This is a genomic window from Methylobacterium carpenticola (assembly GCF_042748905.1).
Lineage (GTDB): Bacteria > Pseudomonadota > Alphaproteobacteria > Rhizobiales > Beijerinckiaceae > Methylobacterium > Methylobacterium carpenticola.
The window spans coordinates 1098762-1122993 of sequence record NZ_JBHZEO010000001.1 but is presented as its reverse complement, the minus strand read 5'-3'; the positions used below and the strand labels follow the sequence as shown (position 1 = coordinate 1122993).

The window sequence follows — 24232 nt, the reverse complement described above, 5'->3', positions numbered from 1 at the left end:
AGGCCCTCGTGGATGCCCTCGTGCGCGGCCGGGGCGGCCTGGGGCGACGCGAAGCCGCCCGCCCGGCCCCGGGCATCAAACGCCGCTACTTGCCGGGATTGCTGCCGGCATTCGGAACGAAGAGCGGCTCGCCGTTGATGGTGTAGCTCGCGATCACGCCCTGCCCCGCCGGGGAGACCAGCCAGTCGATGAAGGCTTGCCCCTCGCGCGCCTTGACGTGCGGGTGCTTGGCCGGATCGACCAGGATCACGCCGTACTGGTTGAACAGGCGCGGATCGCCCTCGACCAGCACCTTGAGATCGCCGCGGTTCTTGAAGGCGAGCCAGGTGCCGCGATCCGCGAGCAGGTAGGCATTGGTGGCCGAGGCCGCGTTGAGCGCCGGCCCCATGCCCTGGCCGATCTCCTTGTACCAGGAGCCGCGCACCGCCCCGAGATCGAGCCCGGCCTCGCGCCAGACCCGCAGCTCCGCCGCGTGCGTGCCCGAACGGTCGCCGCGCGAGACGAAGGGGGCCTTGGCGGCCGCGATCCGCCGGAAGGCCTCGGCCACGTCGCGGCCGGCCGCGCCGGCCGGGTCGTCCTTCGGGCCGACGACGACGAAGTCGTTGTACATCACGGGGAAGCGCTTCACCCCGAATCCATCCCGCACGAAGGCCTCCTCGGCGGATGGGTCGTGCACGAGGACCACGTCGGCATCTCCGCGCCGGCCCACGTCGAGGGCCTGCCCCGTGCCGAGGGCGACGACCCGCACGGCGATGCCGGTGGCCTCCGTGAAGCGCGGCAGCAGGTGGCCGAACAGGCCCGATTGCTCGGTCGAGGTGGTCGAGGCGACCGTGATGCTCGCGGCGGCCCGCGCGGGCGCCGCCGCGAGCATGGCGGCCAGGGTCAGGCAGAGCAGGCGGCGAAGGCGGTCCACGGCAATTCTCCGGCGAGATAGGCCCGGGTCTCGGGCGCGCGAGGATCGGACAGGACCTGCCGGGCCGGGCCGTGCTCGACCACGCGGCCTTGCGACAGGACGACAACGTCGCGGGCGAGCCGCGCCACCTGGCCGAGGTGATGGGAGACGAGCACCACCTTGGTACCCGCCCGCGCCATCGTGGCGACCACCCGCTCCACCGCCTCGGTGGCGGTGGGGTCGAGGTTGGCGGTCGGCTCGTCGAGGAGGAGGAGGTCGGGCGCCACCGCCCAGGCGCGCGCCAGGGCGAGGCGCTGCTGCTCGCCGCCGGAGAGCCGCGTCGCCGGATCGCGGGCGCGCGCGGCGAGCCCCACCAGGGCGAGGGCCGCGGCGGTGCGGGCCGCCCGCTCCGGCCGGGAGAGCCCGCCGACACCGAGCGCCAGCCGGATGTTGCGCTCCGCGCTCGCGCGGATCAGGCCCGGGCGCTGGAACACGAAGGCCCGCCGGGCCGCGGGAGCGCCCGAAGGCCCGATCCGGATGCGCCCGGTGCTCGGAACGAGCAGACCGTCGAGGAGGCGCAGCATGACGCTCTTGCCCGCCCCGTTCGGGCCGATCACCGCGGTGATCCCGGGCTCCTCGACGCGCAGGCTCAGGCGATCGAGGATCGCCCGCCCGCCCGCCCGGTAGGTCAGGCCGTCGAGGACGATGGGCAGCGCCGGGCTCATCCGTAGGCCCGCGCCGCGTAGGCCCGCAGCAGCGCCGCCGCCGCGTTCACCGCGAGGACGAGGCCGATCAGCACGGCACCGAGCGCGAGAGCGAGGGGCAGATCCCCCTTCTGCGTCTCGAGGGAGATCGCGGTCGTCATGGTGCGGGTCTGGCCGGCGATGTTGCCGCCCACCACCAGGACCGCGCCGACCTCCGAGATCGCGCGCCCGAAGGCCGCCAGCACCACCGTGAGGAGGGAGAAGCGCGCGTCGTAGACGAGGGCCGCCGCCCGCCGCACGGGGCCGAGGCGCAGGGAGCGGAGTTGCTCGCCGAGATGCGCCTCCGCATCGGCGAGGATCTGCCGGGACAGGGCCGCGACGAGGGGCGTGACCAGCACGGTCTGGGCCGCGATCATCGCCTCCGGGGTGAACAGCAGGCCCACGGGACCGAGCGGCCCTGAGCGCGACAGCAGGAGGTAGAGGACGAGGCCGACGATGACCGGCGGCAGGCCCATCAGGGCGTTGAGAAGGCCGACCAGGGTCTGGCGCCCGCGGAAGGCGGCAACGGCCACGAGGGCCCCGAGCGGGATGCCGAGGCAGGAACCGAACAGCACCGCCGACAGGCTCACCCGCAGGGACAGCCACGCGATCGCCATCACCTCGCGGTCGAGGCTCGCCAGCTTCGCGACGGTGTCCTGAAGGGTCTCGGCCATCGGCTCCGCGGGGCGTCGGGTCGGCTGCTGATGCAATGGGTCGGATCCGCGGCACAATAGGAAAACCGCTGCATATGCCCACCGCGGCCCTCACCCGACCCGGCCGAGGCCCCCTGCACACCCGGGCCGGCCTCGTCTAAGAAGAGGCGTGACGCGGCCCCGAACCCGAGGCGGAATTCTCGACCCCATGCAGGATCTGCCCCGAGACCACCGGGATGAGCCCGGGCTCGTCGATGCCGAAGCGCATTCCGCCGGGTTCCGGCAGGTGCGCGAGGCGCGCCGCCTGGAGCTGGTGGAGGATTACGTCGAACTCATCGCCGACCTCATCGGCGATACCGGCGAGGCGCGCCAGGTCGACATCGCCGCGCGCCTCGGGGTGGCGCAGCCGACCGTCGCCAAGATGCTCAAGCGCCTCGCCGAGGACGGCCTGGTGCAGCAGCGCCCCTATCGCGGCGTGTTCCTGACCGAGGCCGGCCGCGCGCTCGCCGCCGAATCGCGCGAGCGCCACCGCATCGTGGAGGCCTTCCTGCTCGCCCTCGGGGTCAGCCCCGACGTCGCCCGGTGCGACGCGGAGGGCATCGAGCATCATGTGAGCCGCGAGACCCTCGAGGCCTTCCAGCGCTTCACCGCCGGCCGCAAGGACGCGTGAGGGCGGCGCCGGCCGGATGCCGGATCGACCCGGGGCGGTGGCGGAGAGCGGTCGAACACGCCCTCGGCCACGACGCGGTCCGGCTCGCGCTACTTCGGCGCGCTACCTCGGCATGAGCGCCCAGTAATCGAGGTCGAGGATCACCGCCGGGTCGTAGCCGTCGCCCGCCCGGTCCGGATGGGCGCCGCAGGGCTGGTTCTTCGTCGCCACCGTGCGCAGCCGCAGGGCGCCGACGTCGCTGCGGCCCGGCAGGTCGGCGCATTCGAGCACCTCGCTCCAGGCATAGACCGTGTCGCCGGCGAACAGCGGCGCCACGTGCCGGCCGGCATTGATGCCGACGATCGAGAAGGCGTTGGCGAGCCCGTTGAAGCTGAGGGCGCGGGCGAGCGAGATGACGTGGCCGCCATAGATCAGCCGCCGCCCGAACCGCGTCTCCTTCACCGCGTGGGCGTCGAAATGCACCTTGGCGGTGTTCTGGTAGAGGCGCGTGGCGATCTGATGCTCGGCCTCCTCGACGGTCATGCCGTCGACGTGGTCGATGCGCTCGCCCGCCACGTAGTCGCCGAAGCGGTGCGGGCTGCCGGCGAGCACCGTGTCGTAGGCGGCCGGATCGAGGACCGGCAGCGCGGGCGCGAGGTCGCTCGCCTGCACGGCCTTGGCGAGTTGCGGCACCGCCTCCTCGGCGATCGCGGCCTGCGGATCGCGCTTGCGCACCAGCACCCAGCGGCAATAGGTCAGCACCGCCGCGCCGGAGGCGTCGTAGCCCGTCGAGCGGACATAGACGACGCCGGTCTGGCGGTTCGAGCTCTCCTTGAGGCCGATCACCTCGGAGACCGAGGACAGGGTCTCGCCGGGATAGACCGGCCGCAGGAAGCGGCCCTCCGCGTAGCCGAGATTGGCGAGCGCATTGAGCGAGATGTCCGGGACCGTCTTGCCGAAGGCGACGTGGAAGACGAGGAGGTCGTCGAGGGGCGCCTGGGGATAGCCGAAGGCGCGCGCGAAGGCGTCCGAGGACTGCACCGCGAAGCGCGGCCCGTACAAAGCCGTGTAGAGCGCGACGTCGCCGGTGGTGACGGTGCGCGGGGTGGCGTGGCGGATGGTCTCGCCGAGGCGGAAATCCTCGAAGAACCGGCCCGGATTGGTCTTCATCGTCGATCCTCGGAGGGTCTGGCGCGGAGCTGCCGCACAGCCAAGCCGCCGGCGCGGATCCGCGCAAGCGGCGGCGGCGCCGGTTCGCCCCGGCGCCTTGTCGCACTGCACCGCGAGCCGGCGCGATACGCCTTTCGTCCGGTCAGCCGGCGGGCAGCACGGCGGCGAGCCGGCGGGCGAGGGCCTCGCCGTCCCCCTCGACCCGGAAGGTCTTGATCCGGGCGGTGGCGCCGCCCGTGAGCTGCACCGCCCGGGCCGGGCAGCCGAGGGCCGCCCTCAGGACGTCGCGGATCGCCGCGTTGGCGGCCCCGTCCTCGGGCGCGACCCGCACCCGCACCTTGAGCACGGGGAGCCCGTCGGCCCGGGTCTCGATCCCGTCGATGGCGTCGCGCCCGCCCCGCGGGGTGGCGCGCACGCGCAGCTCCAGCCCGGCCGGAACGATGCGCCAGGGCGTTTCGCCGGCCATCGCTCAGGCCAGCGAGGCGAAGACCTCGAACATCAGGTTGCGCAGGAAGAACAGCAGCAGGACGAGGATGATGGGCGAGATGTCGATGCCCCCGAGATTGGGCAGGATGCGGCGGATCGGCCGCAGGGCCGGTTCGGTCACGCGATAGAGGAACTCGCCGATCTGGGAGACCACCGGGTTGCGCACGTTGACCACGTTGAAGGCCACCAGCCAGCTCAGGATCGCGCTGGCGATCAGGAGGTACACGTAGAGCGTGATGATGTTGTCGATGAGCCAGAGAAGCGAGCGCATGCGCGGTCCGTAGGTCCTCGTCGCCCGAAAAAGGCACGATGTGCAATTCGGGGCGGGAAAGGGAATTGACAGGCTGAAGCGGGCCGGCCTACAAGGCCCCCGCCTCGCCGGGGCTGTAGCTCAGATGGGAGAGCGCCGCAATCGCACTGCGGAGGTCAGGGGTTCGAATCCCCTCAGCTCCACCAACCTTCCCCAGTACGTTCAGGGGGTTGGCGGAGGGACGAGGCAAGACTCACGGTAAATGATTGGTTTCGCACCGTTGACCGCGGGCCGAGCGCGGGTATGACTGCCCGTTTGCGTCGCCGGTGAGCGCAGCCTCGGATGCGATCTCTGCGGCAATCGGCGCTGATCCGCGCGACGCTGCCGCGGACGGCGTCCCTTCCCTTCTTCGAATTCGCAGGTCCGCCGCCGTCCCGGGCGATCCGACGGCACGCGGCCGGCGCGCATGCCGACCGGACGGTCCGTCCGCCGATCACCGCGGCGGATCGGCCCAACAACGAGAGCGCCGCCGGCGGTTCCGCCGACGGCGCCGATGCGCGATTCCCGGGAGGCTCGCGGCTTACCGGAACAGCGAGAGGACGTTCTGGCTCGACGAGTTGGCGATGCTGAGCGCCTGGATGCCCAGCTGCTGCTGAGTTTGCAGGGCCTTCAGCTTGGTCGATTCCTCCTCGATGTCGGCGTCGACCAGCGTACCGATGGTGCGCGTGTTCGCCTTCATCAGCGCGTCGACGAAGCCGACCTGCGTGTCGATCTGCGTCTTCTTGGCGCCGAGCTTCGTGCCGGCCGTGGTCACCGCCGCGACCGCCTTGTCGACCGCGGTGATGAGGTCGTTGATGTTGGCGTTGGCGGCCGTGATGTCGATATCCGTGATGCGGGTGGCGCCGCTGTCCAGGATGCCGCCGGCGCCGGCGACCCCGGTCGTGCTGCTCGCGGTGCCGGTCGCGCTGACCGGGGTGGCGCCGAAACCGATGTCGACCGCCCCGCCGGTGATCGAGATCGACTTGTCCGCGCCGGTCTCGGTCGTCTGCAGGCTGAGGCGTCCCGACTCGTCGAGGCTGGCGGTCACCTTGCCGGCAAGGTTGGTGTTGTTGGCGATGCTCTTGTTGATCGCCGACAGCAGCTCGTCCTTCGTCACCTTCGTGAGATCCGCCGCCACGCCGGCCATGGCGGTCGCGTCGAGCGCGATCGACTCGGCGGCTCCGCCGTTGACCGTGATCGACAGCGAGGCGCTATTCGAGCCGCTCAGGTTCGCCGTGCCGCTGAAGGCCGTGCCGGCCACCAGTTTCGCGGCCGTGGCCGCCGTCACGCTCGCCGCCTTGTCGTAGAGGCGGATCGAGGACACGTCGATGTCGACCGTCGAGAAGGTGATCGCACCGGTCTTGTCGCGGCTGAAGCCGGCCACGACCTGCTGCGTGTTCTTGTACGTGGTCTGGTCGCTGGAATCGACCGAGAGCCAGTTCTGGCCGTTCGACACCGACGAGTCGGCGTAGGCCTTGATCTGGGCCAGGATCGCCTTGACCTCCTCCTGCACCTTCGTGCGGTCGACCGTGGAGGCCGTCGCGGTCTGGAGCTTGCTGCGCAGGTTCTGCAGGCTGGTGATGATGTTGTTCACGCCCGTATAGGCCGTGTCCACCGCCGAGGAGCCGAGGCCGAGCGCGTCCTTCACCGCGCCGAGCGAGGCGTTGTCGGTGCGGATCGTGGTGGCGATCGACCAGTAGGCGGCGTTGTCGGAGGCGTTGGAGACGCGCTGGCCGGTCGAGACGCGGTTGCTGGTGATGTCGAGCTGCGAGGCGATGGACTTGAGCGTCGTCAAGGCCGTCATCGCGGAGGTGTTGGTGAGCAGGCTGGTCAAGGTGGCACTCCCGGATGCGCCCCGGCGGGGCCGCTCGCAATGGCGTGGTGTCGTCCCAAGGATGGATCCCGCAGGGCGTCGTCGCGGAAAGCCGCCTCCGGCGCTCCAGTCCGCGGCGGCGCCCTGCGCGGTCGTCGTCGCAAGGGCATCTTATTCCCGCTCATGGTTAATGTTGGATTAAGGGTAACAAATGGTTTCGCAGTCATTCTGCGGTGATGCCCCACGGTGGGCGCCACCGGCTGCAATGCTGCCGACCGTATCGGGTCGCCCACCGCGAGATTAACGATCGATTAAAGCCGACATCTCGGCCGGTGTCCATTTTCGAAATGGCTGTGGACCGCTCCACGGCGCAGGAATCGACCCGATCGACGGGCCGGGCAGGCAACACACCGCGAGAGCAGCGCTCCAGAAGTCCCATCCGACCAGCTCGAAAGGCCGGTGGCCCGCCCCTGCGCGGCTCGCGCGGTCCGGGCTGATCCCTATCCCGCGAGCGCGCGGCTGATGACGATGCGCTGGACGTCGCTCGTGCCCTCGTAGATCTGGCAGACGCGCACGTCGCGGTAGATCTGCTCGACCGGATAATCGGCGAGATAGCCGTAGCCGCCGTGGATCTGGATCGCGTCGGAGCACACCGCCTCCGCCATCTCGGAGGCGAACAGCTTGGCCATGGCGGCCTCCTTCAGGCAGGGCTCTCCGGCATCGCGCAGGCGCGCGGCGTTGAGCACGAGGAGCCGTGCCGCCTCGATCCGGGTCGCCATGTCGGCGAGGCGGAAGGCCACGGCCTGGTGCCCGGTGAGCTTCCGCCCGAAGGTCTCGCGCTCGCCCGCATAGGCCAGAGCCGCCTCGAAGGCCGCCCGCGCCATGCCGACCGCCTGGGCGGCGATGCCGATCCGCCCGCCCTCCAGGTTGGCGAGCGCGATCCGCAGGCCCTCGCCCTCCTGCCCGAGCATCAGGTCGGGGGTGAGTTCCATGTCCTCGAACACGATCTGCGCCGTGTCGGAGGCGCGCTGGCCGAGCTTGTGCTCCAGCCGCGCCACCCCGTAGCCGGGCGTGCCGGTCGGCACGATGAAGGCCGAGATGCCCTTCTTGCCCGCCTCCGGGTCGGTGACCGCGAAGACGATGGCGAGGTCGGCGTTCCGGCCCGAGGTGATGAACTGCTTGGTGCCGGACAGGACCCAGGCGTTGCCGGCGCGCCGCGCCCGGGTCTTCAGGGCCGCCGCGTCCGATCCCGCCCCGGGCTCGGTGAGGCAGAAGGCGGCGAGCTGCTCCCCCTTCGCCAGCGGCACGAGGAAGCGCTGCTTCTGCGCCTCGGTGCCGAAGCGCAGGATCGGCATGCAGCCGACCGAGTTGTGCACGCTCATGATGGTCGAGACGGCCCCGTCCCCCGCCGCGATCTCCTCGATGGCGAGCGCGTAGGCGACGTGATCGACGGCGGCGCCGCCATATTCCTCCGGCACCAGCATACCGAGGAAGCCGAGCGCCCCCATCTCGGCCAGCGCCTCGCGGGGAAACCGCGCCTCCCGGTCCCAGGCGGCCGAGAACGGCTTCAGCCGCTCCTGCGCGAAGCTGCGGGCGGTGTCGCGGATCAGGCGCTGGTCGTCGGTGAGCATCGGCATCCTCCGGGCGGCGGGGCCTTCGTCGCGGGCCCCCATCGTGTTCCTTTCCTGTAGCATGAGGGCACCGCGCGGGAGACGCGGGCATCAGGGAGGACAGCCGCGATGAGTTCGACCAACCGATCCCCGCAGGCCGGAGGCGGGCCGCTCGCGGGCCTGCGCATCGTGGAATTCGCCGGCATCGGCCCCGGTCCCTTCGCGGCCATGCTGCTCGCGGATCTCGGGGCCGAGATCATCCGGATCGACCGGCCGGGGGGCGCCGATCCCTACATGCGCCACGTGCTGACCCGCAGCCGGGCGACCGTGACCGCCGACCTCAAGGATCCGGCGGATCTCGCCCGGGTGCTCGACTGCCTGGACCGCGCCGATGCGCTCATCGAGGGGTTCCGACCGGGGGTGATGGAGCGGCTCGGCCTCGGGCCCGAGGTGGTGCTCGCCCGCAATCCGCGGCTCGTCTACGGGCGCATGACCGGCTGGGGGCAGGACGGCCCCCTGGCCCGCAGCGCCGGCCACGACCTCACCTACATCGCCGTGACCGGGGCGCTCGCCGCGATCGGGCCGCGGGCGCAGCCGGTGCCGCCCCTGAACCTGCTGGGGGATTTCGGCGGCGGTGCGCTCTACCTCGTCATGGGTCTCCTCGCCGCCCTGCTCTCGGCCCGGGAGACGGGCGAGGGACAGGTCGTCGACTGCGCGATCTGCGACGGCACCGCCTCCCTGATGGCGATGACGGCCGATTTCGTCGCGCAGGGGCGCTTGGATTACGAGCGCGAGGCCAATCTCCTCGACGGCGGCAAACCCTACTACCGCACCTACCGTTGCGCGGACGGCGCCTTCGTGGCGCTGGCGCCGCTCGAACCGCACTTCTTCGCCGAGTTCCGGCGCCGGGTGGGCCTGGAGGACGACCCGGCCTTCGACGACCGCGAGGGCGAGGCCCTGCACCGCCGGCTGGAGGATCTCTTCCGCACGCGCAGCCGCGACGAATGGTGCCGGCTCCTGGAGGGCAGCGACGCCTGTCTCGCGCCGGTCCTCTCCTTGAGCGAGGCGCCGCATCACCCGCATCTCGCAGCCCGCGGGACCTATCGGGAGATCGACGGGGTGATGCAGCCCGCCCCGGCGCCGCGCTTCTCGCGCACGCCCGCGGCGGTCCGGACCGACCTGCCGCGGACGGATCTGGCGAGCGTCGCGCGGGCCTGGGGCAAGGCCCGGTGACCCTCCCCGGCCCGCGGACGGGTCGCCGCGCGGCCTTGACGATGATAGCCAAGGCGCGGCGGGCCCGCGAGGCGGCGCCCGCGGAGGATCAAGCCCGGCCATGCAGGCGTACCGCTCACTCACCCTCACCTTCTCGCGCCTCGACGCCCTGGAGGGCGCGGCGGGCATCCTCGGCTGGGACGCGCAGACCCTGATGCCGGACGGGGCCGCGGAGGGCCGGGCCGACCAGCTCGCGACCCTGCGCGGGATGATCCACGACCTCGTCACCGCCCCGGCGACGGCCGAGGATCTGGCCCGGGCCGGCGAGGAGCCCCTCGGCGAGGGCGAGCGCGCCAACCTGCGGGAGATGCGCCGCATCCACCGCCACGCCACGGCAGTCCCCCGCGACCTCGTGGAGGCGAATTCCCGCGCGGTGATGCGGGCCGAGATGATCTGGCGGGAGGCGCGCCGGACCGCCGACTTCCCGCTCCTCCTGCCCCACTTCGCCGAGGTGCTGCGGCTTCAGCGCGAGATCGCGCAGGCCAAGGGCGCGGCGCTCGGGCTCGCGCCCTACGACGCGCTCCTCGACGGCTACGATCCCGGCCTGCGCTGGTCCATGGTCGCGCCGCTCTTCGCGGAACTCCGGTCGGTCCTGCCCGGGCTGATCGAGGCCGCCCGGGCGCGGCAGGCGCGGGAGCCGGCGGTGCTGCCGCTGCCCGGCCCCTTCGCGGTCGAGCGGCAGCGGGAGGTCGGCCTCGCCCTGATGCGGGCGGCCGGGTTCGACTTCCGCCGCGGCCGGCTCGACGTCAGCCTCCATCCGTTCTGCGGCGGCGCCGCCGACGACGTGCGCATCACCACGCGCTACGACGAGGCCGACGTGACCCGGGCGCTGATGGGCGTCCTGCACGAGACCGGGCACGCCCTCTACGAGCAGGGCCGGCCGGTGGCGTGGCGGGGCCAGCCGGCGGGCCATGCCCGCGGCATGAGCCTGCACGAGAGCCAGTCGCTGATCATCGAGATGCAGGCGGGCCGCTCGCGGGACTTCGTCGACTACCTGGCTCCCCTGCTGCGGCAGAGCTTCGGCGGCGAGGGACCGGCCTGGAGCGCCGACAACCTCCACCGGCTCTACACCCGGGTGGAGCCCGGCTTCATCCGGGTCGATGCGGACGAGGTGACCTATCCGGCGCATATCCTGCTGCGCACCGAACTCGAGACCGCGATGCTCGCGGGCGACCTCGCCCCCGCCGATCTCCCCGCCGCCTTCGACGCGGGAATGAAGGACCTCCTCGGCCTCGACGTCCCCGACGACGCCCGTGGCTGCCTGCAGGACATCCACTGGCCCGGCGGCGCCTTCGGCTACTTCCCGACCTACACGCTCGGCGCGATGATCGCCGCGCAGCTCTTCGAGCGCGCGAACGCGGCCGAGCCGGAGATCCGGCCCGCCCTGGCGCGGGGCGACTTCTCGCCCCTGGTCGGCTGGCTGCGCCGGGAGGTGCATGCGCGCGCCAGCACCCTCGACACGCAGGATCTGCTCGTCGCGGCAACCGGCCGCGGGCTCTCCGGCGAGCCCTTCCTGAACCACCTGCGGCGGCGCTACCTCGACGCGTGATACGGTTTCCGGAAGATCACTTTCGGAAACCGTATCACGAGCCCGCGCGGCGCCTGAGCGAGGCCGGTTTCCGCATCGCGAAGCGATCATCCGGAAACCGTATGAGGCGCACGTGCCGGGGCGCGGCTGAGCAGGTTTCGCAAAAGTGGTCGCCGGCTTTGCGATAAGAACCGGCGACACGTCAGAAAGCGAAGCGGACGAAGCGGTGGCTTGCCAAGGCAAGTCTGCTCCGCGCGCCCCGGCCCCCTGTCGGCGGAGACAACCCTCGGATGATGACGCTCTACGGGGTCCTGCGCTCGCGCACGGCCCGCAATGCCTGGCTCGCCAACGAGCTCGGCCTCTCCCTGCGGCGGGTGCCGGTGATCCAGGCCTACCGGCTGCCGGATCCGCGGGCGGCGGACGCGCCCTTCAACACCGCCTCGCCGGCCTTCCGGGCGATCAACCCGAACGGGCGCATCCCGGCCCTGGTCGACGGCGACCTCACCCTCTGCGAATCCTTCGCCATCAACCTCTACCTCGCCAAGAAGCAGGGCGGCCCCCTCGCCCCGGCGGATCTGCGCGAGGACGGCCTGATGACCATGTGGTCGCTCTGGGCCGTGACCGAATGCGAGGCGCACGCGCTCGCGATCCTGCTCCACGGCGGCGAGGGGCGCAGCGACGCCGACAAGCGCATCGTGACGGCAGCGATCGGGAGCCTGCGCCCGGCCTTCGCAGTGCTGGAGGCGGCCCTTGCCGCCTCGGACGGCTTCCTCGTCGGGGGGCGCTTCACCGTCGCCGACATCAACGTCGCCGAAGTGCTGCGCTACGCCCAGCCGGCGGCCGGGTTCATCGCCGAGCATCCGGCCATCGCGGCCTGGCTCGACGCCTGCCAAGCCCGGCCCGCCTTCCGGGCGATGATGGCCGAGCGCAGCACCGAGCCCGCGTGACGCGCCCCCAAGGCCAGAGCATTTTCCGACGGAGTGGATCCCGGTTCGTCGCAGACCATGCGGTAGAATCAAAAACCTGGAGGGGCGCCCGATTGCACCGTGATCGGCGCCCCTCCAGGCCCCCACTCAAGCCACCTGGCGCGCCGCCCGGTCCGTCTCCTCCGCCACGGGGCCGGACAGCATCCGGTCGATCGCCTCCTTGGGCATGGGCGCGCCGAACAGGTAGCCCTGGCCGTAATCGCAGCCCTGGCCCGACAGCCACTCGACGCTGGCGACGGTCTCGATGCCCTCGGCGGTGGTGGTGAGGCCGAGGCTGGTGCCGAGCTTGATGATGGCGTCGACGAGCTTCGCCCGCTCGTCGCTCATCGTGATCGAGTCGACGTAGCTGCGGTCGATCTTCAGCTTGTCGAAGCGCAGCTCGCGCAGGTGGTAGAGGCTGGAATAGCCGGTGCCGAAATCGTCGAGGGCGATGCGCACGCCGAGATTCTGCAGCGAGGTCAGCGTCGCGCGGGTGGCCTCGAGATCCTGGACGAGGGCGGTCTCGGTGATCTCGACCTCCAGCCGGTTCGGCGGGAAGCCCGTCTCGGTCAGGATCGCCAGGATGCGCTCGGCGAGCCAGCGGTCCTGGAATTGCTGGGGAGCGATGTTGACGGCGAGCCGCAGCTCGCTCGGCCATTCCCGCGCGTCCAGGCAGGCCCGCCGGAGCAGGCGGTAGCTCAGATCGGCGATCATGCCGGTCTCCTCCGCCGCCGGGATGAACTGGTCCGGCGCGAGGAGGCCGCGGACGGGGTGGCGCCAGCGGGCCAGCACCTCGACGCCCACGAGATCCTGGTGCGGGAGCGACACGACGGGCTGGTAGAAGGGCTCGATCTGACCGGTCTCGATCGCCGTCCGCAGCTCGGCCTCCAGCTGCGCCCGCTCCTTGAGTTCGAGATCCATCGCGCTCTGGAAGAAGCGGAAGGTGCCGCGCCCCTCCTTCTTGCCCTGGTACATGGCGAGGTCGGCCGCGTGCATGATGGCGTGGGCGTCCCGATCCTCGCGCGAGATCAGGCTGATCCCGATGGTCGCCCCGACCTTCAGCTCGACCTGCGCCCACTCCACCGGACGGGCGATGCTGGCGATGATCTGCTCGGCGAGGCGGGCCAGCACCTCGCTGCCGACCTCGGTGCGCACGAGCAGGGCGAATTCGTCCCCGCCGAGACGGGCGGCCAGCCCGTGGCCCGGGGCGAGGCTGCGCAGCCGGTCGGCAATCGCGCACAGCACGGCGTCGCCGGCGGCATGGCCGTAGAGATCGTTGACCGGCTTGAAACGGTCGATGTCGATGAGGAGGACGGCGCCGGCCACCGGTCCCGTATCCCCGCGCAGCAGCTTGTCGACGGCTTCCAGCAACAGGCGGCGGTTGGGCAGGCCGGTGAGCGCGTCGTGGCGCGCCACCGATTCGGCATGGGCGGCGGCGAGATCCCGCTCCCGCATCACGCGGCGCAGCTTCAGCGACTTGCGAACGGTGACGCCGACCATGGTCAGGCCCATCAGCACGGCGAAATTGAACAGGTCGGACAGCCCGTTCTCAAGGATGAACCGGTTGAAGGCGGCGAAGACGCCGAACTTGGCGCCGATCAGACTCCAGAATCCCGCGATGACGAGGAGGCACAACGCCTCATAGAACTCACCCTCACCCCAAGTAGCACGCGATTTCGCGGGCATGACTGCTCCCTCCGGCCGGAAGCATCGTTGCCGTGCGCCGCTTAACAATCATCCCGAAACGGCCCTGTCCGGCGCTGGCGGTCGTTCTCTGGTTAACTAACCGCGATGACGACCGAGAGATTTGCGCGTGATCCGATCGCGGCCCGCGGAGGCGGCGGTGATGGATCGCGGCGAGCCGCCCCTCGCCCCCCGCCGACCCGGCGGCGCGTTCATGCAGGGGATCGGGTGCCCCTGACGAAGCCCCGGTTCAGACCGGGTGCCACCACGTCCCGCGCAGCACCACACCCTCCGCGGTGATGCGGCGGTCGCCGGTCATGTGCTCGCCGCGCACGTCGACGTAGTCGAAGGCGCCTTCCCGCACCGCCAGCACGGTGGCGTCGCCGAGCGCCCCGACCTTCAGCGTGCCGTATTCCATGCGCTTGAGCGCCACCGCCGCGTTGACCGTGGAGGCGGCGATCACCTCGGTCAGGCTCATGCCGAGGCAGAGCATCTTCGACATGGTCGTGACCTGATCGAAGGCCGGCCCGTCGATGCAGAGGGCGTGCACGTCGGAGGAGATCGTATCGGGCAGGAAGCCGTTCGCCAGCATCGCACGCGCGGTCTTGAAGGCGAAGGAGCCCTTGCCGTGACCGATGTCGAAGATGATCCCGCGCTCGCGCGCCGCGCGCACCGCGGGCTTCACCGCGCCCTGCGCCGTGACGGGGGAGTTCGGGAAGGGCCGGAAGGCGTGGGTGAGCACGTCGCCGGGGCGCAGCATGGCGAGCACCTCCTCGTAGCTCGGCGGCGGCTCGTCGATATGCGCCATCAGCGGCAGGCCGGTCTCCTCCGCGACCTGGAGGGCGATGTTCAGCGGCGCCGTGCCCTGGGTGCCCGAGGCATGGGCACCGACCCGGACCTTGATGCCGATGATCACGTCGCGGTTGGCCTCGGCCACCGCGACCGCCTCCCGCGGCGCCATCAGCCGCATGTCCTGGCTCTCGCCGACCATGACGGTGTGGGAGAAGCCGTAGATGCCCGCGAAGGAGACGTGCAGATAGGCGAGGATGCGCGCCTGCGAGCGCTCGATGACGTGCTTGCGGAAGCCCGCGAAATTGCCCGGGCCGGCGCTGCCCGTGTCCACCGAGGTGGTCACCCCCGACAGGCGGCAGAACTCGTCCGCGTCGATGCCGAGCGACGTGCCGCCCCAGTAGACATGGGTGTGCAGGTCGATGAGGCCGGGCGTGACGATCGCCCCGTTCATCGCACGGACCTGCGTCCCCTCGCCCACCGGAAGATCCCGGCCGAAGCCGGAGACGCGGCCCCCGGCGAAGGCGACGTCGCAGATCCCGTCGTGGTTCTGGGACGGGTCGATGACGCGCGCCCCCTTCAAGATCAGTTCGTGCTGCACGGAAACAACCTCGGAATGGGTCGCAGGGATCGATCGGTCGGGCCACGGGCCCGGCGCGCTGGTGGTCAGGGCTCGGCGATGGTGAGGGGCGGACGACGGGCCTCGATCGCCTCCGCCGCGGCGAGGCAGACATCCTCCCGGAAGCGGCCGGCCACGAGGTGGATGCCCGTCGGCGTCCCATCGGCCAGCAATCCCGTGCAGAGCGTCAGGCCCGGCAGCCCCGTGACCGGCAGGCCGATCATCGGCATCTGGGCGGTCCAGACGCGCCGGTAATCGGCCGGGCTGCGCAGGTCCAGATCGTCCTCGAAGGGCAGTTCGGCGCTCGGCGGCAGCAGGACCAGCGGGTAGCGGTCCGTGAAGGCGAGCCATTCCCGGGCGATGCCGATCCGGCGGACCAGCGCCTGCGAGAATTCCGGCAGGCCGATCGAGGCGGCGAAGTCCTTCTGGCCCGCCAGCGCCGCGATCGCACCGGGATCGCCCTCGCGCTCGGCGGCGGCGGCCTGGCCGGCATAGTCGTCGCCCATCCACAGCGTCACCTGAACGGCGGCGGCATCGGCGATCGGCGGCAGCGCCTCGACCTCGTCGACCATCCAGCCGGCGTCCCGCAGCGTCGCGGCCGCGTCGAGAAGCGCGTCCTGAAGCGCGGGCGCGGTGTCCATGCCGTCCGGGCGCAGGCACAGGGCGGCCCGCAGGGGCACCGGCGGGCCCTGGAGCGGGGCGGGCACCCACCAGGGATCGCGGCTGTCGGGGCGGGCCATCGCCGCGAGGGCGAGGCGCAGGTCGCCGACCGTGCGGGCGAGCGGGCCGGAGACCGCCATGAGCTGGGCGCCGATCGCACGGTCGCGCCCGCTCGCGTTGTAGGCCGCGACGCGCCCGAAGCTCGGACGCAGGCCGTGGACGCCGCAGGCATAGGCCGGGTAGCGGATCGAGCCGGCGATGTCGGTGCCGTGCGCGACGGCGCCGATGCCCGCCGCCACGGACGCGGCCGCACCGCCGGAGGAACCGCCGGGCGTCAGGCCCCTGCGCCGCGGGTTGTGGGTCGCCCCGTGCAGGCGGTTGCTGGTGAACCAGCGGTAGCTGAAGGCCGGCGTGTTGGTCCGCCCGAGCAGGACCGCTCCCGCCGCGAGGAAGCTGTCGACCACCGGGCTGTTCGTCTTCGCCACCAGATCGTGCTGCAGCGTCAGGCCGTTGGTGGTGGGGTAGCCGCGCTGGTCGATGTTGACCTTGATGGTGACGGGCACGCCGGCGAGCGGCCCGGCCGGCTCGCCCGCGGCGATCGCCGCATCCACGGCGGCGGCAGCTTCGAGCACCGCATCCGGGCGGCATTCCACGACGGCGTTGATCGCCGGGTTGACGGCCTCCAGCCGCCGCAGGGCCGACCGGGCGACGTCGGTCGCCGCGACCTGCCGCGCGGCGACCATCGCGGCGATCCGCGTCGCCGGCAGACGCCACAGGTCGCCCGTCGCGGGGGCATCGTCAGAGTGAGGGGCGGTCATCGCACGTCCTTGTTCAGGCATGAGACCGGCTTTGCCGGTTGCGGAAGGCTCACCGTACCCGGATTCGGGCGGAGCGCGATCACGGCGCGGGCCGGCCCGTCGATCGCGCCGGGCCACGCTCACGCGGCCCGCGCGGGCGCGGCCTCGTTGAGGTGGCAGGCGGCGAGATGGCCGTTGCCGACGGAATCGAGCGTGGGCTCCTCCACCCGGCAGCGGTCGAAGGCGTGCGGGCAGCGGGTGTGGAAGCGGCAGCCCGGCGGCGGGGCGATCGGGCTCGGCACGTCCCCCTTGAGCACGATGCGCTCGCGCCCGGCCCCCGGCTCGGGAACCGGCACGGCGGAGAGCAGCGCCCGCGTGTAGGGGTGCCGGGGCGCGAGGAAGATGTCCCGGCGCGGGCCGATCTCCACGATCTTGCCGAGATACATCACCGCCACACGGTGGGTCATGTGCTCGACGATGGCGAGGTCGTGGGAGATGAACAGCAGGGCGAGGTCGAGTTCCTTCTGCAGGTCCTGCAGCAGGTTGACGATCTGCGCCTTGACCGAGACGTCGAGCGCCGAGACGGCCTCGTCGCAGATGATCAGGTCCGGCTCGGCGGCGAGCGCCCGGGCGATGCCGATGCGCTGGCGCTGGCCGCCGGAGAATTCGTGCGGGTAGCGCCCGAGCGCGTCCCGCGGCAGGCCGACCCGCTCCATCAGGGCGCCGAGGCGCGCGTCGAGGTCGGCGCTCCCCTTCGCCAGCCCGAAATTGCGGATCGGCTCGGCCAGGATGCTGCGCACCGACATGCGCGGGTTGAGCGACGAGAACGGGTCCTGGAACACCATCTGGATGTGGCGGCGCAGGGGCCGCAGGGTGCCGGCCGAGAGGTCGTCGATGCGCCGCCCGGCGAGCACCACCTGCCCGGAGGTCGGGGGGAACAGCCGCATCAGGCTGCGGGCCACCGTGGACTTGCCGCAGCCGGACTCGCCGACGAGGGAGAGGGTCTCGCCCCGCGCCACCGTGAAGGAGACGCCGTCGACGGCCCGCAGCGTGCGCGCCCTCCGTCCGAACAGGCCGCTGCCGAGGGTGAAGTGCTTCCTGAGGTCGTTGACTTCGAGCAGGGTCTCGGGCGCGGCGCCGCGCGGAGACAGAGGGGTGACGCTCACGCGGCAAGGGCGTCCTTCGGCGCGTAGTGGCAGGCGGCGAGGTGCCCGGGCGCCTTCGGCTCCAGGGCCGGGGCGTAGGCGCGGCACAGATCGGTGACGTCCGGGCAGCGCCCGGCGAAGACGCAGCCCTCGATCCGCGTCTTGAGGCTCGGCACCATGCCGGGGATCTCGGCGAGGCGCGCGGGCGCGCCCGGCTGCTCGGCGGCGCCGAGCCGCGGCACCGCGCCCATCAGCCCGCGCGTGTAGGGATGGCGCGGGGTGCGGAAGAGATCGCGCACCGGCGCCTCCTCGACCTTGCGCCCGGCATACATCACGACCACCCGGTCGGCGACCTCGGCCACCACCCCGAGATCGTGGGTGATCAGCATGATCGCCGCGCCGACGCGCCGCTTGAGGTCGCGCATCAGGTCGAGGATCTGGGCCTGGATGGTGACGTCGAGCGCCGTGGTCGGCTCGTCGGCGATGAGGAGCTTCGGCGAGCAGGCGAGCGCGATGGCGATCATCACCCGCTGGCGCATGCCCCCCGAGAGCTGGTGGGGGTATTCCCGCACCCGCCGGCGCGGCTCGGGGATGCCGACCAGCGTCAGCATCTCCACGGCGCGCTCCTCCGCCGCCCGGCGGCTCAGGCCCTGATGCAGGCGCAGGGTCTCGCCGATCTGCCGCCCCACCGTGAGCACGGGGTTCAGCGAGGTCATCGGCTCCTGGAAGATCACGCTGATCTCGTTGCCGCGGATCCGGCGCATGGCGCTCATCGGCAGGGTGAGGAGATCGCGCCCCTCGAAGCGGATGGCCCCCGCGAGCTTGGCCGGCGGCTCGGGCAGGAGCCGCAGGATCGACATGGAGGTCACGGACTTGCCGCAGCCCGACTCGCCCACGATGGCGAGGGTCTCCCCCGCGCCGATGGCGAAGGACACCCCGTCCACCGCGCGGTTCACGCCGTCGGGGGTGCGGAAATGGACCTGGAGATTCTCGATGGAGAGCAGCGACACCGGCGCACGCGTCCTTATCTCAGGCGTCTTTGGCCATGCGGGGATCCAGCGCGTCGCGCAGCCCGTCGCCGACGAGGTTCACGGCGAGCACGGTGAGCGAGAGGAAGATCGCCGGGAACAGGATGATGTAGAACTTCACCTGCCAGAGGGCTCGGCCCTCGGCCATGATGTTGCCCCAGGAGGGCGTGGCCGGCGGCACGCCCGCGCCGATGAAGGAGAGGATCGACTCGGCGATCATCGCGGAGGCGCAGATATAGGTCGCCTGCACGGTCATCGGCGCCAGCGTGTTGGGCAGGATGTGGCGCCAGATGATCAGCGGCGTGCGGGTGCCGGTGGTCACCGCCGCCTCGACATAGGGCTGCTCGCGCAGGGACAGCACCACGCCGCGCACGAGGCGCGCCACGCGCGGGATCTCCGCGATGGTGATGGCGATGATGACGTTCTCGATCGAGCCGCGGGTGAGCGCCATCAGCGCGATGGCGAGCAGGATCGGCGGGATCGACATCATGCCGTCGACGACGCGCATGATGATCCCGTCCGCCCAGCGCACCATCCCGGAGACGAGGCCGACCGTGAGGCCCGCGACGGAGGCGAGGAACGCCACCGCGAAGCCGACCACCAGCGACACGCGCGCCCCGTAGACCACGCGGGAATAGACGTCGCGCCCGAGCATGTCGGTGCCGAACCAGTACTGCGCCGAGGGCGCCCGGGTGCGCCGCGCCGGGGAGAGCGCGGTGGGATCGACGGTCCCGAGATAGGGCGCGAGCAGCGCCATCAGGATCACGACGGCGAGGATGCCCCCGCCCACCACGATGGTGGGATGGCGGCGCACGAAGCGCCGCACGGGCCCGCGCGCCTTGCGCGGGGGATAGAGGTCGGGCAGCGGCTGCGCGACCGCGAGGCCGGCGGGAGGCCCCGCATGGGGGGTGGCGGAGGCGCTCAATAGCGGATCCTCGGATCGAGCACGGTGTAGGCGAGGTCGATGGCGAGGTTCACCAGCACGTAGGTGAAGCTGAACAGCAGCACGACGCCCTGGATGACGGGATAGTCGCGCCGCAGGATCGCATCGACGGTGAGGCGGCCGAGGCCGGGAATGGCGAAGACGGTCTCGGTGACGACGGCGCCGCCGATGAGGAGCGCGATGCCGATGCCGATGACCGTGACGATCGGCACGGCGGCGTTCTTGAGGGCGTGGACGAACAGCAGCGGTCCCTGGGCGAGGCCCTTGGCCCGCGCGGTGCGCACGTAATCCTGCTGGAGCACGTCGAGCATGGTCGCCCGCGTCACCCGGGCGATGAGCGCGATGTAGACGAGCCCGAGCGTCACCGAGGGCAGGATCAGGTTGGCGAACCAGGGCAGAAGCCCCTGCTGGATCGGCGTGTAGCCCTGCGCCGGGAGCCAGCCGAGTTCGAGCGCGAAGACGTAGGCGAGCCCGTAGCCCACCACGAAGACCGGCACCGAGAAGCCGAGCACCGCGCCGCCCATCACGAGGCGGTCGATCAGGCTGCCCGCCTTCCAGGCCGCCATCACGCCGAGGGGCACCGCGACCGACACCGCGAACACCAGCGTGACGAGCATCAGCGACACGGTCGGCTGGACGCGCTGCGCGATCATGGTGGTGACCGGCAGGTTGGTGAAGATCGAGGTGCCGAGATCCCCCTGCAGGATGTGCCACGCCCACTCGCCGAAGCGCACCAGGAACGGCCGGTCGAGCCCGAGGGAGGCCCGGATGCGCTCGATATCCGCCGGCGACGCTTGGTCGCCGGCGATGATCGCGGCGGGATCGCCCGGCGCGAAGTAGAGCAGGCTGAACACGAACAGCCCGACGATCGCCATCACCGGAATGATGGCGAGGATGCGCTTGACGACGAAGCCGAGCACGAAGCGATCTCTCTCAGGCCTTCGACACCCCCCAGGTGAAGGGCAGCGGTCCCTTGATGACACCGGACACGGACTTGCGCCACGCCTGGTAGCTCAGGAAGAAGCCGGTCGGCGCGTAGAGGCCGCCCGCGATGGCCGCGGCGTTCACCTTGTCGATGGCCGCCTTCTCCTTGGGCAGATCGGGGGCATCGAACCACTCGGTGATGGCGGTCTCGACCTCCGGCAGGTTCGGCCAGCCGAACCACGCCTTGTCGCCGTTCGCCCGGATGGCGTTGTACACGGCAGGATTGATGCAATCCGCGCCAGCGTGCCAAGTGTGGAACATGTTCCAGCCGCCCTGGGCCGGCGGAGCCTTCGAGGCGCGCCGGGTGCCGACCGTGCCCCAGTCGGTGGCGACGAAATCCACCTTCATGCCCATCTGCTTGAGCAGGTCGGCGGTGACGTCCCCGAGGTTCTTGGTGATGGACTGGTCCTGCGCGACCACGCAGACCACGGGCTCGCCCTTGTAGCCGGCCTCCGCGAGGAGCTTCTTGGCGGCGGCGATGTCGCCCTTGCCCATGGTCGCGCCACCCGCCTCGCTGTAGAGCGGGGTGCCCGGAGTGAAGAAGCCCGGCAGCGGCTTCCACAGCTTGTCGTCGTCGCCGATCAGCGCCCGCATGTAATCCTCCTGGTTCATCCCCACGAGGACGGCTTGGCGGATCTTCGGGTTGTCGAAGGGCGGGTAGAGGTGGTTCATCCGGAACGAGCCGACATTGCCGAGGGTGTCGGCGATGTCGACGTTGATGTTCGCGTTCTTGCGCAGCAGCGGCACCAGATCGGGGATCGGGCTCTCCCACCAATCGACCTCGCCGTTCTGGAGGGCGGCGGAGGCGGTGGCGGGATCGGGCATGATCACCCACTCGACGCGGTCGAGCAGCATCCGCTTGCCGCCCGCGAGCCAGGACGAGGGCTCGTCGCGCGGCTTGTAGTCCTTGAACGTCTCGAACACCGCGCGGGCGCCGGGCACCCACTCGTTGCGCGCGAACTTCATCGGCCCGGAGCCGACATACTCGGTGATCTGCGTGAAGGGATCGGTCTTGGCGATCCGCTCGGGCATGATGAAGGCGCAGGGCGCGTTGTTCTTGGCGAGCGCCAGCAGGAGCTTGGGGAAGGGCCGCTTGAGACGCCAGCGGAAGCTGCGGTCGTCGACCGGGGCGAGTTCCTCCTGCACGGCGCGGATCATCAGGCCCATCGGATCGCGGGCCATCCAGCGGGTGAGGCTCGCCACCACGTCCTTGGGCAGGACGGGCTCGCCGTCGTGGAATCTCAGGCCGGGCCGGAGCTTGAAGGTCCAGGTGAGGCCATCGCTCGACACCTCCTCCGATTCGACCATCTGGCGCTGCGGCTTCAGGTGCTCGTCGACGCCGTAGAGCATGTCCCAGACCAGGGCGGCGGCGTTGCGCACCACGTACTGCGTTCCCCAGATGGGGTCGAAGTTCGCGAGGTTCGCCTGCGGCACGAACCGCAGAACCTTGGCGGGCTGCGCGATCGCCGGGCTGGCGAGATGGGGCGCCGTCACGCCGGCGACGCCCAGTGCGGCCGAACCCTTCAGAAACGTCCTGCGATCCATCACGATTGTCCTGCCTGCAATGCGCCAGACTGCGATTCCCGGGCAGGACCTTCCCTAGGGGACAGCCTGCCCGACCGCGCCATCCTACACCCCGGCGGCAGCCCGGCCCACTTCCGCGGCGGTCCGCGCCGGGGAGTGGGAGCGGTCGGCGCGCTCCAGCAAGGTTCGCGCCAGGGCTCGCCTCCCGGGGCGACGATCCTGCGCCGGCGCCTTGCCACGCGCCGCGGGCGCCGATGCCGCGATGTCGGACCGGCCTGCCCGGCCTCGCCCGGCGGGAACCGGGCTTGCAGCGTGACGGGGGATGTTACGGAGCAGCGGTCGCATCGGACGCACGGTCTCGATGGAGGCGGATCGTTCGCAGGATGCGTGGCGCGCTTCGCCTCGGGCCGACCGCACCAATGCGACGGCGAGCGATGCCACAGGAGCAGGATGCGGCGAATTCCGACCGCTGCTCATGCTCTTCGGATTTTATCGCTGAGGGCCCGAGATGTCTGATGGCTGGGGGACGTGGATTCGAACCACGACTAACGGAGTCAGAGTCCGCTGTTCTACCGTTAAACTATCCCCCAACGAGACGTCCACCGACCCCTATACCGCCCGCCTCTTCGGCGGCCGATCGGGTGAAGCGGGGCATCGCCTCGGGTGCGGTGCTGATAGGATGGTTCGCGGAGCGGGTCAAGGCTTTCTTTGCCCCGCTCCGCGAGAGGTCGCGCCCTCAGCGCAGGGCGCCGCAGAAGCGCTGAATGCGCGTGCACGCCTCCTCCAGCGCCGCGTTCGACGTGGCGTAGGAGATGCGCAGGTTGGGGCCGAGGCCGAAGGCCGAGCCGTGCACCGCCGCCACGCCCTCGGCCTCGAGGAGAGCCGTCACGAAGTCCTCGTCGGTCTCGATCACCTTGCCGTCCGGCGTCCGGCGGCCGATCAGGTCGGCGCAGGACGGGTAGACGTAGAAGGCGCCCTCGGGCGTCGGGCAGCGCAGGCCGTTGGTCTGGTTCAGCATCGAGACCACCAGGTCGCGCCGGGTCTGGAAGGCCGCCCGGAACTCCGCGAGGTGATCCTGCGGGCCGTCGAGGGCCGCCACCGCCGCCCATTGCGCGATCGAGGAGGCGCCGGAGGTCTGCTGCCCCTGGACGAAGTCCATCGCCTTGATGAGCTGCTCAGGGCCCGCCGCGTAGCCGATGCGCCAGCCGGTCATGGCGTAGGACTTCGAGACGCCGTTCATGGTCAGCGTGCGCTCGTAGAGGCTGGGCTCCACCTGCGCGGGCGTGACGAAGCTGAAGTCGCCGTAGACGAGGTGCTCGTACATGTCGTCGGTGAGCACCCAGACGTGCGGGTGGCGCAGCAGCACATCGGTGATCTTCTTCATCTCGGCGTGGCTGTAGGCCGCACCGGACGGGTTGGAGGGCGAGTTCAGGATCAGCCACTTGGTCTTCGGGGTGATCGCGCGCTCCAGATCCTCGGGCTGGAGCTTGAAGTCGTTCGCCATCGTGGTGTCGGCGAAGACCGGCGTGCCGCCGCACAGCACCACCATCTCCGGGTAGGACACCCAGTAGGGCCGCGGGATCACCACCTCGTCGCCCGGGTTCAGCGTCGCCATCAGCGCGTTGAAGATGACGTGCTTGCCGCCCGTGCCGACGATGGTCTGCGACGGCTTGTAGTCCAGGCCGTTCTCGCGCTTGAACTTGCGGGCGATCGCCTCGCGCAGCGGGACGATGCCGGAGACCGGCGGATACTTCGTCTCGCCGCGCCGGATCGCGTCGATCGCGGCCTGCTTGATGTGCTCGGGCGTGTCGAAATCCGGCTCGCCGACCGAGAGGCTGATGACGTCCCGCCCCTGCGCTTTCAGATCGCGCGCCTTCTGGGTCATCACGATCGTCGCGGACGGCTTCACGCGCGAGAGGGCGTCAGCCAGAAAGCCCATGGGACCACTCCACTTCCAACAGAAATCCTGCAACAGCCGCAGACCGTCCGG

The 24232-nt window shown here is 71.1% G+C and carries 21 protein-coding genes and 2 tRNA genes; 5 read left to right on the top strand and 18 right to left on the bottom strand.

The annotated features are described in order from the left end of the window. Positions 1–85 precede the first annotated feature (85 nt). The 3 genes from ACE101_RS05465 to ACE101_RS05455 are packed head-to-tail and all read right to left on the bottom strand — an operon-like array spanning position 86 to position 2309. Positions 86–913 (bottom strand): ABC transporter substrate-binding protein, encoded by an 828-nt coding sequence (locus ACE101_RS05465; protein WP_379126593.1) that lies wholly within the window; start codon positions 911–913, stop codon positions 86–88. Further along, positions 883–1617, bottom strand: a complete 735-nt coding sequence (locus tag ACE101_RS05460) for an ATP-binding cassette domain-containing protein (RefSeq protein WP_379126591.1) — start codon at positions 1615–1617, stop codon at positions 883–885. Before ACE101_RS05460 ends, ACE101_RS05465 begins: the two co-directional genes overlap by 31 nt. After that, on the bottom strand, positions 1614–2309 hold the full coding sequence (locus tag ACE101_RS05455) for an ABC transporter permease (protein WP_379126589.1): 696 nt from the start codon (positions 2307–2309) through the stop codon (positions 1614–1616). Before ACE101_RS05455 ends, ACE101_RS05460 begins: the two co-directional genes overlap by 4 nt. A 187-nt stretch (positions 2310–2496) precedes the next feature. Here ACE101_RS05455 and mntR point away from each other — a divergent pair, with 187 nt between their 5' ends. Then, on the top strand, positions 2497–2958 hold the full coding sequence (gene mntR / locus ACE101_RS05450) for a manganese-binding transcriptional regulator MntR (protein WP_379126588.1): 462 nt from the start codon (positions 2497–2499) through the stop codon (positions 2956–2958). A 102-nt stretch (positions 2959–3060) separates the two neighbouring features. Here the strand turns inward: mntR and ACE101_RS05445 are convergent, their stop codons facing one another. The 3 genes from ACE101_RS05445 to ACE101_RS05435 all read right to left on the bottom strand — a co-directional run bounded on the left by ACE101_RS05445 (position 3061) and on the right by ACE101_RS05435 (position 4864). Further along, positions 3061–4107 carry a MaoC family dehydratase gene (locus ACE101_RS05445; protein ID WP_379126586.1) on the bottom strand — a complete coding sequence of 349 codons (1047 nt, stop codon included), beginning with the start codon at positions 4105–4107 and terminating at the stop codon, positions 3061–3063. 142 nt (positions 4108–4249) lie between these two features. Further along, a complete protein-coding gene (locus tag ACE101_RS05440; RefSeq protein WP_379126584.1) occupies positions 4250–4573 on the bottom strand; it encodes a DUF167 family protein in 324 nt (107 codons plus the stop codon). A 3-nt stretch (positions 4574–4576) separates the two neighbouring features. Then, positions 4577–4864, bottom strand: coding sequence for a YggT family protein (locus ACE101_RS05435; protein WP_379126582.1), 288 nt, complete (start codon positions 4862–4864; stop codon positions 4577–4579). A gap of 109 nt (positions 4865–4973) precedes the next feature. Between ACE101_RS05435 and ACE101_RS05430 the strand changes: the two genes are divergently transcribed. Beyond that, positions 4974–5049, top strand: a tRNA-Ala gene (locus tag ACE101_RS05430). A 374-nt stretch (positions 5050–5423) separates the two neighbouring features. Here ACE101_RS05430 and ACE101_RS05425 read toward each other — a convergent pair. Both ACE101_RS05425 and ACE101_RS05420 read right to left on the bottom strand, forming a co-directional pair. Beyond that, a complete protein-coding gene (locus ACE101_RS05425) occupies positions 5424–6716 on the bottom strand; it encodes a flagellin N-terminal helical domain-containing protein (RefSeq protein WP_379126580.1) in 1293 nt (430 codons plus the stop codon). A 479-nt stretch (positions 6717–7195) separates the two neighbouring features. Beyond that, a complete protein-coding gene (locus ACE101_RS05420; RefSeq protein WP_379126578.1) occupies positions 7196–8326 on the bottom strand; it encodes an acyl-CoA dehydrogenase family protein in 1131 nt (376 codons plus the stop codon). 108 nt (positions 8327–8434) lie between these two features. Here ACE101_RS05420 and ACE101_RS05415 point away from each other — a divergent pair, with 108 nt between their 5' ends. From ACE101_RS05415 to ACE101_RS05405, 3 genes are all read left to right on the top strand, one after another. After that, positions 8435–9538 carry a CaiB/BaiF CoA transferase family protein gene (locus ACE101_RS05415; protein WP_379126576.1) on the top strand — a complete coding sequence of 368 codons (1104 nt, stop codon included), beginning with the start codon at positions 8435–8437 and terminating at the stop codon, positions 9536–9538. Between the two features lie 100 nt (positions 9539–9638). Then, positions 9639–11126 (top strand): carboxypeptidase M32, encoded by a 1488-nt coding sequence (locus ACE101_RS05410; RefSeq protein WP_379126574.1) that lies wholly within the window; start codon positions 9639–9641, stop codon positions 11124–11126. 269 nt (positions 11127–11395) lie between these two features. Continuing rightward, positions 11396–12052, top strand: a complete 657-nt coding sequence (locus tag ACE101_RS05405) for a glutathione S-transferase family protein (RefSeq protein ID WP_379126572.1) — start codon at positions 11396–11398, stop codon at positions 12050–12052. 126 nt (positions 12053–12178) lie between these two features. Here the strand turns inward: ACE101_RS05405 and ACE101_RS05400 are convergent, their stop codons facing one another. From ACE101_RS05400 to ACE101_RS05355, 10 genes are all read right to left on the bottom strand, one after another. Next, positions 12179–13756 carry a putative bifunctional diguanylate cyclase/phosphodiesterase gene (locus ACE101_RS05400; RefSeq protein ID WP_379126571.1) on the bottom strand — a complete coding sequence of 526 codons (1578 nt, stop codon included), beginning with the start codon at positions 13754–13756 and terminating at the stop codon, positions 12179–12181. A gap of 247 nt (positions 13757–14003) precedes the next feature. Beyond that, positions 14004–15143: an amidohydrolase/deacetylase family metallohydrolase gene (locus tag ACE101_RS05395; protein ID WP_379126569.1), complete on the bottom strand. Its 1140-nt coding sequence runs from the start codon at positions 15141–15143 to the stop codon at positions 14004–14006. A 65-nt stretch (positions 15144–15208) separates the two neighbouring features. Beyond that, positions 15209–16639, bottom strand: coding sequence for an amidase family protein (locus ACE101_RS05390; protein ID WP_379126567.1), 1431 nt, complete (start codon positions 16637–16639; stop codon positions 15209–15211). Between the two features lie 119 nt (positions 16640–16758). Continuing rightward, a complete protein-coding gene (locus ACE101_RS05385; protein WP_379126566.1) occupies positions 16759–17784 on the bottom strand; it encodes an ABC transporter ATP-binding protein in 1026 nt (341 codons plus the stop codon). Next, positions 17781–18773 carry an ABC transporter ATP-binding protein gene (locus ACE101_RS05380; protein ID WP_379126564.1) on the bottom strand — a complete coding sequence of 331 codons (993 nt, stop codon included), beginning with the start codon at positions 18771–18773 and terminating at the stop codon, positions 17781–17783. Before ACE101_RS05380 ends, ACE101_RS05385 begins: the two co-directional genes overlap by 4 nt. A gap of 19 nt (positions 18774–18792) precedes the next feature. Beyond that, positions 18793–19716, bottom strand: a complete 924-nt coding sequence (locus ACE101_RS05375; protein ID WP_379126562.1) for an ABC transporter permease — start codon at positions 19714–19716, stop codon at positions 18793–18795. Then, on the bottom strand, positions 19713–20654 hold the full coding sequence (locus tag ACE101_RS05370; protein ID WP_379126560.1) for an ABC transporter permease: 942 nt from the start codon (positions 20652–20654) through the stop codon (positions 19713–19715). Before ACE101_RS05370 ends, ACE101_RS05375 begins: the two co-directional genes overlap by 4 nt. A 13-nt stretch (positions 20655–20667) precedes the next feature. After that, on the bottom strand, positions 20668–22263 hold the full coding sequence (locus tag ACE101_RS05365) for an ABC transporter substrate-binding protein (protein WP_379126558.1): 1596 nt from the start codon (positions 22261–22263) through the stop codon (positions 20668–20670). A 495-nt stretch (positions 22264–22758) separates the two neighbouring features. Continuing rightward, a tRNA-Gln gene (locus tag ACE101_RS05360) sits at positions 22759–22832 on the bottom strand. 146 nt (positions 22833–22978) lie between these two features. Then, a complete protein-coding gene (locus ACE101_RS05355; protein ID WP_379126556.1) occupies positions 22979–24181 on the bottom strand; it encodes a pyridoxal phosphate-dependent aminotransferase in 1203 nt (400 codons plus the stop codon). Positions 24182–24232: the final 51 nt, after the last annotated feature.

Excerpts from the sequence above, each read along its gene's own strand:
- ACE101_RS05460 (WP_379126591.1), bottom strand. The coding sequence starts at position 1,617 with ATGAGCCCGGCGCTGCCCATCGTCCTCGACGGCCTGACCTACCGGGCG.
- ACE101_RS05455 (WP_379126589.1), bottom strand. The coding sequence starts at position 2,309 with ATGGCCGAGACCCTTCAGGACACCGTCGCGAAGCTGGCGAGCCTCGAC.
- mntR (WP_379126588.1), top strand. The coding sequence starts at position 2,497 with ATGCAGGATCTGCCCCGAGACCACCGGGATGAGCCCGGGCTCGTCGAT.
- ACE101_RS05445 (WP_379126586.1), bottom strand. The coding sequence starts at position 4,107 with ATGAAGACCAATCCGGGCCGGTTCTTCGAGGATTTCCGCCTCGGCGAG.
- ACE101_RS05440 (WP_379126584.1), bottom strand. The coding sequence starts at position 4,573 with ATGGCCGGCGAAACGCCCTGGCGCATCGTTCCGGCCGGGCTGGAGCTG.
- ACE101_RS05435 (WP_379126582.1), bottom strand. The coding sequence starts at position 4,864 with ATGCGCTCGCTTCTCTGGCTCATCGACAACATCATCACGCTCTACGTG.
- ACE101_RS05420 (WP_379126578.1), bottom strand. The coding sequence starts at position 8,326 with ATGCTCACCGACGACCAGCGCCTGATCCGCGACACCGCCCGCAGCTTC.
- ACE101_RS05415 (WP_379126576.1), top strand. The coding sequence starts at position 8,435 with ATGAGTTCGACCAACCGATCCCCGCAGGCCGGAGGCGGGCCGCTCGCG.
- ACE101_RS05410 (WP_379126574.1), top strand. The coding sequence starts at position 9,639 with ATGCAGGCGTACCGCTCACTCACCCTCACCTTCTCGCGCCTCGACGCC.
- ACE101_RS05405 (WP_379126572.1), top strand. The coding sequence starts at position 11,396 with ATGATGACGCTCTACGGGGTCCTGCGCTCGCGCACGGCCCGCAATGCC.
- ACE101_RS05400 (WP_379126571.1), bottom strand. The coding sequence starts at position 13,756 with ATGCCCGCGAAATCGCGTGCTACTTGGGGTGAGGGTGAGTTCTATGAG.
- ACE101_RS05390 (WP_379126567.1), bottom strand. The coding sequence starts at position 16,639 with ATGACCGCCCCTCACTCTGACGATGCCCCCGCGACGGGCGACCTGTGG.
- ACE101_RS05365 (WP_379126558.1), bottom strand. The coding sequence starts at position 22,263 with ATGGATCGCAGGACGTTTCTGAAGGGTTCGGCCGCACTGGGCGTCGCC.
- ACE101_RS05355 (WP_379126556.1), bottom strand. The coding sequence starts at position 24,181 with ATGGGCTTTCTGGCTGACGCCCTCTCGCGCGTGAAGCCGTCCGCGACG.